We start from the raw sequence: 10,540 nt of genomic DNA, 5'->3' as shown, positions 1-10,540 counted from the left end.
CGCCTCTGTTTGGGGTTTGGGGGGGGGGGGGGCGGCCGGGGGGGGGGGGGGGGGGGGGGGGTGGGTTTGGCGGGGGGGGGGGGGGGGGGGGGGGGGGGGGGGGGGGGGGGGCGCCCCCCCCCCCCCCCCACCGCCGGAGCCCCGGGCCTCAGCCCAGACGCCGTACGACCTCGAACCGCTCCGCGACCGCCACCGTCGCGTCGGTCACGGTGAATTCCGGATCGCCGAGGAACTCGCGCATCTCGGCGCCGTGCCAGAACCTCTCGTGCGAGGCCCGCCACTCGGCCACCGTCGTGTACCCCTCACCCTCCTCGACCGCGAACCGGAGGTCGATCTCACCGACCGGCAGCACCCTGACCTCCGTGGTCTCCACCACCGCGACGGGCAGCCCCCGCGAGTCGATCAGCGCCCAGCGCTCGCCCACGCGCGGCAGTGCGTCGCCCTCGACCTCGTACTCCACCAGGAGACCCGTCGTCGAGGTCTTCTCGCCGGAGAGGACGGCCGCCACGAGCTGGTCGCGCAGGGGGCCGGGAAAGGCCAGCTCGAACGGCTTGAGGGACGCGGGGTCCTCGGGACCCGCGGGGTCCTCGGGGCTCTCCGTCTCCGCGGTGATCTCACTCTCTTCCATGCGCCGCAGTGTGGCACGCGGCACGGACCGGACCGGGCCCGGGCGCCAGAAGGTGCCCGGACCCGGTCCGTGTGCGGGGGAGTGGGAGAGCGCGCGTGGCTACAGCACCAGCGACAGCAGCAGGACGAAGACGATGCCGACGACCGAGATGATCGTCTCCATCACCGACCAGGTCTTGATCGTCTGGCCGACGCTCATCCCGAAGTACTCCTTGACGAGCCAGAATCCCGCGTCGTTCACATGGCTGAAGAAGAGCGAACCGGCACCGATCGCGAGGACGAGCAGCGCCGTCTCACTCGTGCCCATGCCCTCGGCGAGCGGGGCCACGAGCCCGGCCGCCGAGATCGTCGCCACCGTGGCCGAACCGGTCGCGAGGCGGATGGCCACCGCGATCAGCCAGGCCAGGAGCAGCGCCGGGATCGACCAGTTCTTGGAGAAGTCCAGGATCATCTGGCCCACACCGACGTCGATCAGGGTCTGCTTGAAGCCGCCGCCCGCGCCGACGATCATCAGCACGCCGGCGATCGGAGCGAGGGACTTCTCGACGGTCGAGGAGAGCCGCTCCTTGGTGAAGCCGGCCGCGCGGCCCAGCGTGAAGAGGCCCACGATGACGGCCGCGAGCAGCGCGATCAGCGGTGAGCCGATGACGTCGGTGACCTTCTGCACGGCGTTGTCGGGGTTGTCGACGACGATGTCGACCAGCGCCTTGACCAGCATCAGGACGACGGGCAGCAGGACGGTCGCGACGGTGGCGGCGAAGCCGGGGCGCTTCTCCAGGTCCTCCGACGGGCGTGCGGGGATCATGTTCTCGGGAGCCGGGATGTCGACCCAGCGGGCCGCGTACCGGGAGAACAGGGGACCGGCGATGATCACGGTCGGGACGGCGACCAGCACACCGAGGGCGAGCGTGACACCGAGGTCGGCGCCGAGTGCGTCGATGGCGACGAGCGGGCCGGGGTGCGGCGGGATCAGACCGTGCATCACCGACAGACCGGCGAGGGCCGGGATGCCGATCCGCATCAGCGAGTAGTTGCCGCGCTTGGCGACGAGCAGGACCACCGGGATCAGCAGGACGATGCCGACCTCGAAGAAGAGCGGCAGACCGATGACGGAGGCGATCAGCACCATCGCCCAGGGCATCGACCGGCCGCTCGCCCTGGCGAGGATGGTGTCGACGATCTGGTCCGCGCCGCCGGAGTCGGCGAGCAGCTTGCCGAGGATCGCGCCGAGCGCGATCAGCACACCCACGCCCGCGACGGTCTTGCCCAGACCGGCGGTGAAGGAGTCGATGGTCGCCGCGAGCGGCGCCCCGGCGAAGGCGCCGAGGGCCAGCGACCCGATGGTCAGGGCGAGGAAGGCGTGCAGCTTGAACTTGGTGATGAGCAGGACGATGACGGCTATGCCCGCGAGCACGGCTATGCCGAGCTGGGCGTTGCCCGCCGAGGTGATCGGCTCGACGGCGTCCGCTGCCAGCACCTCGACGCTGAGACTGGTCACGGTGGTTCCTTAGGGACGGGTGGGGGCAGGAGGGGGGCCGTCCGGCACCCGGGGCGGGCGACGGACGACGGTACGGCGGGTACCGCGTGCCGCTGGGGGACGGCGGGAGTTCAGGGGCGCGGCAGGGCTGCCGCAGGGCTACGGCGGGTCTGCCGCAGGGGGATTGCGGAGATCAGCCGACGAGCTCGCGCAGTGCGGCGACCGCCCGTGCGGCGATCTCCTCGGGCGAGCCGGAGACGTCGACGGCCACACCGGTCTCGTCGTCGCCGAGCGGCTGCAGCGTGGCGAACTGCGAATCGAGCAGCGCCGTCGGCATGAAGTGCCCCTTGCGCTCCGTCATCCGCCGCTCGATCAGCTCGCGGTCGCCGGTCAGGTGGAGGAAGACCACGCCCGGGGCGGCCGCCCGCAGCCGGTCCCGGTAGATCCGCTTCAGCGCGGAGCTGCTCACCACCCCGCCGAGCCCTTCACGGCCGTGCGCCCACCGCCCGATCGCGTCGAGCCAGGGGCCGCGGTCCGCGTCGTCCAGCGGGGTGCCGGCCGACATCTTCGCGACATTCGCCGCAGGATGGAAATCGTCGCCCTCGGCGTAGGGGACTCCGAGCGCGTCCGCGACCAGCGGACCGATGGTCGTCTTGCCGGTGCCGGCGACGCCCATCACGACGACGACCGGGGGGACCGTCGGGGAGGTGGAGCTCATGGGGTGGTGCCTCGCTGTCTTCTTCGACATCGATTCCGTCGCGCTCATGAAACCCATTGGGTACGACGTATTCAAGAGACTGTGACTTTAAAGTCATACTTTTTATTGGCGATCTTGGTCCCCGCGTAGGCTGACCCCCATGACGACACCGGCCCAGGGGCTCCATCCGCACGTCCTCGCCACCCTGGGTCTCGCGATCACCGCGGGGGAGTACCCGCCCGGCGGCGTCCTGCGCACCGACGAACTCGCCCAGCGCTTCGACGTCTCCCGCACCGTCGTCCGCGAGGTCGTCCGCGTCCTGGAGTCCATGCACCTGGTCGAGTCCCGCCGCCGCGTGGGCGTGATCGTCCTGCCGACCGCGCAGTGGAACGTGTACGACCCCCAGGTCATCCGCTGGCGCCTGGCCGGTGCCGACCGGCCCCGCCAGCTGCGCTCGCTCACCGTGCTCCGCTCCGCGGTCGAGCCCGTCGCCGCCGGGCTCGCCGCCGTGCACGCCACCCCCGAGCAGTGCCGCGAGCTGACCGAGCAGGCGCTCGGCATGGTCGCCACCTCGCGCGGGCGGCAGCTGGAGGCGTACCTCGTCCACGACATCGCCTTCCACCGGGTCGTCCTGAACGCCTCCGGCAACGAGATGTTCGCCCGGCTCGGCGACGTCGTCGCCGAGGTGCTCACCGGCCGCACCCACCACCAGGTGATGTTCGAGGACCCCGACCCGGCCGCCGTCACCCTCCACGTCCAGGTCGCCGAGGCGGTACGGGAGCGCGACGCGGTGCGCGCCGAGGAGCTCACCCGTCAGATCGCGGTCGGCGCACTCAAGGAACTTGACGTTCTCGCGCCGTAAAACCTTTCGATCCCAGGCATTCGCCTCGAAGGAACCTCAGAAGTAGCTCAAATAAGGGCGATCAGTGACATTGGCCACTGCTGAATTCCCGCGGTGCCGTGACGATGTGCGCTGGCCGTGAGAGCCGTGGACGACCTCCATGCGCTCGGCCGGGTACCGCACAGACCCTCCCCTCACGAAGGCGAACAACTCCATGAGTGACCGCACCCTCCCTGCGGCCGACACGCTGTCCGCCACGCCACCGGCGACGGCATCCGGGGCGTCCCCCCACGTAGACGCCGGCGACGCCGGGTACCGCAAGGACCTCAAGTCCCGGCACATCAACATGATCGCCATCGGCGGCGCGATCGGCACCGGCCTCTTCCTCGGCGCCGGTGGCCGCATGGCCAACGCCGGCCCGTCCCTCTTCATCGCGTACGCGGTCTGCGGCGTCTTCGCCTTCTTCGTGGTGCGGGCCCTCGGCGAGCTGGTCCTCTACCGCCCCTCCTCCGGCGCGTTCGTCTCCTACGCGCGTGAGTTCATGGGCGAGAAGGGCGCCTACACGGCCGGCTGGCTCTACTTCCTCAACTGGTCGACCACCGCCATCGCGGACATCACCGCCGCCGCGACCTACGCCCACTTCTGGGCCATGTTCAGCGACGTCCCGCAGTGGATCCTCGCGCTGATCGCCCTCGCGGTCGTCCTCGCCGCCAACCTCATCTCCGTGAAGTACTTCGGCGAGATGGAGTTCTGGTTCGCGATCATCAAGGTCGGCGCGCTCGTCGCCTTCATGCTCATCGGCATCTTCCTGGTCGTGACCTCGCACGACATCGGCGGCCACACGCCGGGCCTGTCCACCATCACGGACAACGGCGGCATCTTCCCGTCCGGTGTCATGCCGATGCTGCTCCTGATCCAGGGTGTCGTCTTCGCGTACGCCTCCGTCGAGCTGTGCGGCGTCGCCGCCGGCGAGACCGAGAACCCCGAGAAGATCATGCCGCGGGCGATCAACTCGATCATGTGGCGCGTGGGCCTCTTCTACGTCGGTTCCGTGATCCTCCTGGCCCTGCTCCTGCCGTACACCGCGTACTCCGGCGACCAGAGCCCGTTCGTCACCGTCTTCGACAAGCTGGGCATCCCCGGCGCCGCCGGCGTGATGAACCTGGTCGTCCTCACCGCCGCGCTCTCCAGCCTGAACTCGGGTCTCTACTCGACCGGCCGGATCCTGCGCTCCATGTCGCTCGCGGGCTCCGCGCCCAAGTTCACCGGTGTCATGAACAAGGGCGGCGTGCCCTACGGCGGCATCCTGCTCACCGCCGCCTTCGGTGTCCTCGGTGTCGGCCTGAACTACCTCATGCCGGGCGAGGCCTTCGAGCTCGTGCTGAACTTCGCCTCCATCGGCATCATCGGCACCTGGGCGATGATCATGGTCTGCTCGCTGCTGTTCGTGAACCGCTCCAAGGAAGGCCGGGTCACCCGCCCCGGCTACCGGCTGCCCTGGGCCCCCTACACCCAGATCGTCACGCTGGTCTTCCTCGGCTCCGTCCTCGTCCTGATGTGGATGGACGGCGGCATCAGCCGCACCACCGTGAACTGCCTCCCGCTGATCGGGCTCGCGCTCGTCGGCGGCTGGTTCCTGGTCCGGGGGCGCGTCCGCGCGACCGCCTCGGTGACCCAGGACTGACGACCCCCCACGGGGTCCCGAGACCCCCGCAGGCGGCCGCCTGCGGGGGTCTCGCGCTGTCCGGGGCTCCGGGAGACCGTCCAGGACCGGGTCCAGGACCGCCCGGGCCGGGAACCGCCTCAGCCGAGCCCGTGGAGCCGCAGCCCGCTCTCGAACCGCATCGGGGCGCCGGTGAGCGGGTCGGTGAACTCCAGCGTCCGCGCGAGCAGCTGGAGCGGACGCGCATAGTCCTCCGGCCCGTCCTCGCGGACCACGGGATAGACCGGATCGTGCAGGATCGGCAGCCCCAGGCTGTTCATGTGCACCCGCAGTTGGTGGGTCCGCCCGGTCGCCGGCAGCAGCCGGTACCGCCCGAGCCCGCCGCGCCGCTCCACCAGCTCGATCCGGCTCTCGCTGTTCGGCTCACCCGGCACCTCGCGGGCGGCGATCACCCCGCGCTCCTTCTCGATCCGGCTCCGTACGGTCACCGGCAGCGCGATCCCGGGCTCGTACGCCGCCACCGCCTCGTACTCCTTGCCGACCAGCCGGTCCCGGAACAGCGTCTGATATGCGCCCCGGTCACCGGGCCGCACGACGAAGAGCACCAGGCCGGCCGTCAGCCGGTCGAGACGGTGCGCGGGCTGGAGTTCCGGCATCCCCAGCTCCCGCCGGAGCCGGGCGAGCGCCGTCTCGGTCACATGGCGCCCGCGCGGCATCGTCGCCAGGAAGTGCGGCTTGTCGACGACCACGATCCGCTCGTCGCGGTGCACGATCCCCAGCTCGAAGGGGACCCGCTCCTCCGCGGGGAAGTCCCGGTGGAACCAGAGCCGCAGCCCGGCGGCGTACGGCTCGTCCCCGGCGACGGCCCCGTCCACCCCGACGAACCGCCCGTCCCGCAGCATCTCCGAGACACGCACGTCCCCGATGGCGCCCCCGTACCGCGCCCGCAGGTAGTCCCCCACGGTCGCCCACCCGGCGTCCGGCTCCTCGGGCAGTCGCACCCGCACCGGATCGATCCCGTCCCGCTGCGGAAGCGGCGCGGCAGGCGTCCTCGTTCTCCGTCTCACCGGCCTCGACCTCCGTCGCTCCGTCTCGCCCCGCGGTCTTCGCGCCGTCGCCCGAAAACAAGAAGGACCCCACATGACGTGGGGTCCTTCGCTGGTGTCCGAGGGGGGACTTGAACCCCCACGCCCGATAAAGGGCACTAGCACCTCAAGCTAGCGCGTCTGCCATTCCGCCACCCGGACAAGGTGTCTGTCTTTCCGGCCGCTCGGCCGTTCCGACGTGGAAAACCATAGCAAACATTGGAGGTGGCCGATCACCACCCCTGGTCCGGGCGGGACCGTGTGACAGACGTGTGTCGGCCGACGGGCGCCCTTGGGTCCCGGAGCCGGGCGCGCGAGGATGGGGGCGACCACCAGCAAGCACGTGGGGCACGTAGTGGGAGGAAGCAGCGTGAGCGAGTCGAACACGGCCCGGAGCGTCACCGGCGAGGACGAGGTCGTCGATCTCTGTCGTGACCTCATCCGCATCGACACCAGCAACTACGGCGACCACTCCGGCCCGGGCGAGCGGGCGGCGGCGGAGTACGTCGCCGAGAAGCTCGCCGAGGTCGGTCTCGAGCCGAAGATCATCGAGTCGCACAAGGGGCGGGCCTCCACCGTCGCCCGTATCGAGGGCGAGGACCCCTCCCGGCCGGCCCTGCTCATCCACGGCCACACCGACGTCGTGCCGGCCAACGCCGAGGACTGGACCCACCACCCGTTCTCCGGCGAGGTCGCCGACGGCTGCGTGTGGGGCCGGGGCGCGGTCGACATGAAGGACATGGACGCGATGACCCTCGCGGTCGTACGGGACCGGATGCGCAGCGGCCGCAAGCCCCCGCGCGACATCGTCCTGGCGTTCCTCGCCGACGAGGAGGCGGGCGGCACCTACGGCGCCCGGCACCTCGTCGACCACCACCGCGACCTCTTCGAGGGCGTGAACGAGGCGATCGGCGAGGTCGGCGGCTTCTCCTTCACCGTCAACGAGAACCTGCGGCTCTACCTGGTCGAGACGGCCCAGAAGGGCATGCACTGGATGCGGCTGACCGTCGACGGCACGGCCGGGCACGGGTCGATGACCAACAACGACAACGCCATCACCGAACTCTGCGAGGCCGTCGGCCGCCTCGGGCGCCACCAGTGGCCGGTCAGGGTCACCAAGACCGTACGGTCCTTCCTGGACGAGCTCTCGGACGCGCTGGGCACCCCGCTCGACCCCGAGGACATGGAGGCGACGCTCGCCAAGCTGGGCGGCATCGCCAAGATGGTCGGCGCGACCCTGCGCAACTCCGCCGCCCCGACCATGCTCGGCGCCGGGTACAAGGTCAACGTCATCCCCGGACAGGCCACGGCGCACGTCGACGGACGCTTCCTGCCCGGGTACGAGGAGGAGTTCCTGGCCGACCTCGACCGGATCCTCGGCCCGCGCGTCAGGCGCGAGGACGTGCACGGGGACAAGGCCCTGGAGACCAGCTTCGACGGCGCCCTCGTCGACGCCATGCAGCTCGCCCTGCGCGCCGAGGACCCGATCGCCCGCGCCGTGCCGTACATGCTCTCGGGCGGCACCGACGCCAAGTCCTTCGACGACCTCGGTATCCGCTGCTTCGGCTTCGCGCCGCTCAAGCTGCCGCCGGAGCTGGACTTCGCCGGGATGTTCCACGGCGTGGACGAGCGGGTTCCGGTGGACGGGCTGAAGTTCGGCGTCCGCGTTCTCGACCGTTTCATCGACGCCTCCTGAGCGTGCCGGCCGATATTCGGGCGCACGTGCGCATGTGCCCGGAACGAGTGAATGCACTCATACGCTCGTAGCCCCATTACTTCCCCCTCGTTACAGGTGGTGCGGTCCGCGGCTGGGATCGCATTGCCAACAAGGAGGAATAATGATCAAGAAGGTCGTCGCTGCTGCGGCTGCCACGGGCGGTCTCGTTCTCGCGGGTGCGGGCATGGCCGTTGCCGACTCGGGTGCCCAGGGTGCCGCCATCGGTTCCCCCGGCGTGCTCTCGGGCAACGTCGTCCAGGTGCCGGTTCACGTCCCGGTGAACGTGTGCGGCAACACGGTCTCCGTGATCGGGCTGCTGAACCCCGCCTTCGGCAACACCTGCATCAACGCCTGACGTTGTGCCTCGACCCGTGAGGGTCTGAGCCAGTCCGGCCCCGGAGTGCGTGCCATGCACTCCGGGGCCGGTGGGCATTTCCGCCCCGGGCGTCGTGCCCGGTGGCCCCTCTTCTGAAGCCAGAAGGCAGAAGCCGAGAAGGCAGGGAACAAGCTATGCGACAGGTCACGCGCAAGGGCCTGATCACCGTTGCGGCCGCGGGCGGCGTACTCGCCCTCGGTGGTGGTTACGCGAATGCCGATGCGGGAGCGAACGGCACCGCCTCGAATTCTCCGGGCGTCGCGTCCGGCAATTCCGTCCAGGTTCCGGTGCACGCGCCGGTGAACGTCTGCGGAAACACGGTCAACGTGGTCGGGCTGCTCAATCCGACGTTCGGCAACAAGTGCGCCAACGTCTCCAAGCCGGGCAAGCACCGCCGCGGCTCGTCGGCCGAGGGCAGCACCAGCAACTCCCCGGGCGTCGCGTCCGGCAACAACGTCCAGGTGCCGGTGCACGTCCCCGTGAACGCCTGCGGGAACAGCATCTCGGTCATCGGCGCCATCAACCCGGCGTTCGGCAACGAGTGCGGCAACGGCGTCGAGCCCACGCACCCCGGCAACCCGGGCAACCCTGGGAACCCCGGTAACCCGGGCAACCCCGGTAACCCTGGGAATCCGGGCAACCCTGGGAACCCCGGTAATCCGGGCAACCCCGGGAATCCCGGTAACCCGGGCAACCCCGGGAATCCCGGTAACCCGGGCAACCCCGGCAACCCCGGCAACCCGGGTACGCCCGGCAACCCGGGCAACCCCGGAGACTCCGGCGAGCCCGGCGGACCCGGTACGCCCGGCGGGCCGAACACGCCTGGTACGCACACGATCACGCATCCCGACGTGACCGAGGAGCTGGCGCAGACCGGTTCCGGTCCGATCGGGGTGGCCGCCCCGGCCGGCGCGGGTCTGCTGCTCGCCGGTGCGGTGCTCTACCGCCGTAACCGCCGGTCCGCCTAGCGCGGGCGGGCGGCCGGACCGGTCGCGCAACGCGCAGGGGCCCCGCATCGCGGGGCCCCATGTCATGTCACCAGGTGGCGCGGACCTGACGGATGATGCGCCGGCGCAGCCGCACCCTGCGGCTGCCGTCCCGGTGCAGGGTCAGACGGTCCAACTCCCAGTGCCCGTACTCCGCGTGGTCGGTCAGGAGCCGCGTGGCCTCCTTGCGGGAGACGCCGCGCGGCACGTACACGTCGACAAATTCGTATTCCGGCATCGCATCTATTGTGCGGGCACCGGCCCGCTACGGATAGCGTGCGTCCCATGTCTGATGCTGCGCAGCCCACCGCTGCCGAGGTACGTGCCGCCGCCGAGGCGGTCAAAGCCGCACTGGACCGTCACCTGGAGGCGGTCGAACGTCGTTCGGGGGACGACGACCCGGCCGTCTACGAAGCCTTCAACGCCCTCGCCGCGGCGGCCGAGGCGTACGACGAGCGGCTCTACGACCGGTACGACGAGGTCACCCCCTTCGAGATCCCGGGCGCCGACGACTCGCTGCCGCCCTACGCCGGGCCGGAGGAGCCGCATGCCCTGAGCGTGCTGATCCGCCGCGACTACGCCGTGGCGGAGCCGAAGCGACTGCTCGCCCAGGCTCAGCGCATCGCCGATCTGGAGGGCGACGAGGAGGGGGCGGACGGGACTCCCGCCGCCGGTGTCAGTACGCACGCGGCCCTCGGCGTGCTCTTCGGTGAGTACGAACCGGACGAAATCGCCTCACGGCACAAGGAGTTCGGCCTGGAGGAGGGCGACTCCACGCTCTGGGTCTCGGCCGCCGAAGAGCTGCCGGAGCCGGGGGAGTGGCTGAACGCCCCCTTCGAGCAGGCCGATCCGGAGCGGATCGTCTGCCGCTTCGACGTCAGCGCGGTCTTCGACGACGAGCTGGACGACGACCTGGAGGAGCAGGACGCCTGAGCGGTACGGCGGCCTGAACGGTACGGCGGAGGGGGGGGGGCCCCCGGGGGTTGGCCCCCGCCCCCCGCCCCCCCCCCCCCTCCCCAGTGGCTGGGCCCCGGGCCCCCCACAACGGGCAAACAAGCGGCCCCCCCCCGC

At 70.8% G+C, this 10,540-nt stretch carries 11 protein-coding genes and 1 tRNA gene; 6 read left to right on the top strand and 6 right to left on the bottom strand.

Annotation, left to right across the window (positions count from 1 at the left end):
• Positions 1 to 148: 148 nt before the first annotated feature.
• The 3 genes from ACFVGW_RS35670 to ACFVGW_RS35660 form a co-directional block, all read right to left on the bottom strand.
• Positions 149 to 628 (bottom strand): ASCH domain-containing protein, encoded by a 480-nt coding sequence (locus ACFVGW_RS35670; RefSeq protein WP_385854881.1) that lies wholly within the window; start codon positions 626 to 628, stop codon positions 149 to 151.
• A gap of 99 nt (positions 629 to 727) precedes the next feature.
• Complete coding sequence (locus tag ACFVGW_RS35665) at positions 728 to 2,125, bottom strand: GntP family permease (RefSeq protein ID WP_385854880.1); 1,398 nt, start codon at positions 2,123 to 2,125, stop codon at positions 728 to 730.
• 172 nt (positions 2,126 to 2,297) lie between these two features.
• Positions 2,298 to 2,822 carry a gluconokinase gene (locus tag ACFVGW_RS35660; RefSeq protein WP_383294834.1) on the bottom strand — a complete coding sequence of 175 codons (525 nt, stop codon included), beginning with the start codon at positions 2,820 to 2,822 and terminating at the stop codon, positions 2,298 to 2,300.
• A 139-nt stretch (positions 2,823 to 2,961) separates the two neighbouring features.
• Here ACFVGW_RS35660 and ACFVGW_RS35655 point away from each other — a divergent pair, with 139 nt between their 5' ends.
• Complete coding sequence (locus tag ACFVGW_RS35655; protein ID WP_385854879.1) at positions 2,962 to 3,663, top strand: FadR/GntR family transcriptional regulator; 702 nt, start codon at positions 2,962 to 2,964, stop codon at positions 3,661 to 3,663.
• Positions 3,664 to 3,856: 193 nt separating this feature from the next.
• The gene (locus tag ACFVGW_RS35650) at positions 3,857 to 5,326 is read left to right on the top strand and encodes an amino acid permease (RefSeq protein ID WP_383226166.1); all 1,470 of its coding nucleotides are present in this window, start codon (positions 3,857 to 3,859) and stop codon (positions 5,324 to 5,326) included.
• A gap of 119 nt (positions 5,327 to 5,445) precedes the next feature.
• Here the strand turns inward: ACFVGW_RS35650 and ACFVGW_RS35645 are convergent, their stop codons facing one another.
• Both ACFVGW_RS35645 and ACFVGW_RS35640 read right to left on the bottom strand, forming a co-directional pair.
• On the bottom strand, positions 5,446 to 6,372 hold the full coding sequence (locus tag ACFVGW_RS35645) for an RluA family pseudouridine synthase (protein WP_385854878.1): 927 nt from the start codon (positions 6,370 to 6,372) through the stop codon (positions 5,446 to 5,448).
• Positions 6,373 to 6,464: 92 nt separating this feature from the next.
• Positions 6,465 to 6,552 (bottom strand) — tRNA-Leu (locus ACFVGW_RS35640).
• 208 nt (positions 6,553 to 6,760) lie between these two features.
• Between ACFVGW_RS35640 and ACFVGW_RS35635 the strand changes: the two genes are divergently transcribed.
• The 3 genes from ACFVGW_RS35635 (at position 6,761) to ACFVGW_RS35625 (ending at position 9,451) form a co-directional block, all read left to right on the top strand.
• Complete coding sequence (locus ACFVGW_RS35635; RefSeq protein WP_385854877.1) at positions 6,761 to 8,086, top strand: M20/M25/M40 family metallo-hydrolase; 1,326 nt, start codon at positions 6,761 to 6,763, stop codon at positions 8,084 to 8,086.
• A gap of 142 nt (positions 8,087 to 8,228) precedes the next feature.
• Entirely contained in the window at positions 8,229 to 8,462 is a 234-nt protein-coding gene (gene chpH, locus ACFVGW_RS35630; protein WP_260230231.1) for a chaplin ChpH, read from the top strand.
• 155 nt (positions 8,463 to 8,617) lie between these two features.
• Entirely contained in the window at positions 8,618 to 9,451 is an 834-nt protein-coding gene (locus ACFVGW_RS35625) for a chaplin (protein WP_385854876.1), read from the top strand.
• Positions 9,452 to 9,518: 67 nt separating this feature from the next.
• Here ACFVGW_RS35625 and ACFVGW_RS35620 read toward each other — a convergent pair whose 3' ends face one another.
• A complete protein-coding gene (locus ACFVGW_RS35620) occupies positions 9,519 to 9,707 on the bottom strand; it encodes a DUF5703 family protein (protein WP_100106356.1) in 189 nt (62 codons plus the stop codon).
• Between the two features lie 47 nt (positions 9,708 to 9,754).
• Between ACFVGW_RS35620 and ACFVGW_RS35615 the strand changes: the two genes are divergently transcribed.
• A complete protein-coding gene (locus ACFVGW_RS35615) occupies positions 9,755 to 10,402 on the top strand; it encodes a hypothetical protein (RefSeq protein WP_383226161.1) in 648 nt (215 codons plus the stop codon).
• The last annotated feature ends 138 nt before the right edge of the window (positions 10,403 to 10,540 follow it).

Source organism: Streptomyces sp. NPDC127129, assembly GCF_042671585.1.
In the GTDB taxonomy this organism is placed as follows: Bacteria; Actinomycetota; Actinomycetes; order Streptomycetales; family Streptomycetaceae; genus Streptomyces.
Note: the sequence above shows the minus strand (reverse complement) of the source record. Positions and strands in the feature narration are given on the sequence as shown.

Bases quoted from the DNA above. Each gene is read 5' to 3' on its own strand.
- ACFVGW_RS35670 (WP_385854881.1), bottom strand. From the start codon at position 628: ATGGAAGAGAGTGAGATCACCGCGGAGACGGAGAGCCCCGAGGACCCC.
- ACFVGW_RS35660 (WP_383294834.1), bottom strand. From the start codon at position 2,822: ATGAGCTCCACCTCCCCGACGGTCCCCCCGGTCGTCGTCGTGATGGGC.
- ACFVGW_RS35655 (WP_385854879.1), top strand. From the start codon at position 2,962: ATGACGACACCGGCCCAGGGGCTCCATCCGCACGTCCTCGCCACCCTG.
- ACFVGW_RS35650 (WP_383226166.1), top strand. From the start codon at position 3,857: ATGAGTGACCGCACCCTCCCTGCGGCCGACACGCTGTCCGCCACGCCA.
- chpH (WP_260230231.1), top strand. From the start codon at position 8,229: ATGATCAAGAAGGTCGTCGCTGCTGCGGCTGCCACGGGCGGTCTCGTT.
- ACFVGW_RS35625 (WP_385854876.1), top strand. From the start codon at position 8,618: ATGCGACAGGTCACGCGCAAGGGCCTGATCACCGTTGCGGCCGCGGGC.
- ACFVGW_RS35620 (WP_100106356.1), bottom strand. From the start codon at position 9,707: ATGCCGGAATACGAATTTGTCGACGTGTACGTGCCGCGCGGCGTCTCC.
- ACFVGW_RS35615 (WP_383226161.1), top strand. From the start codon at position 9,755: ATGTCTGATGCTGCGCAGCCCACCGCTGCCGAGGTACGTGCCGCCGCC.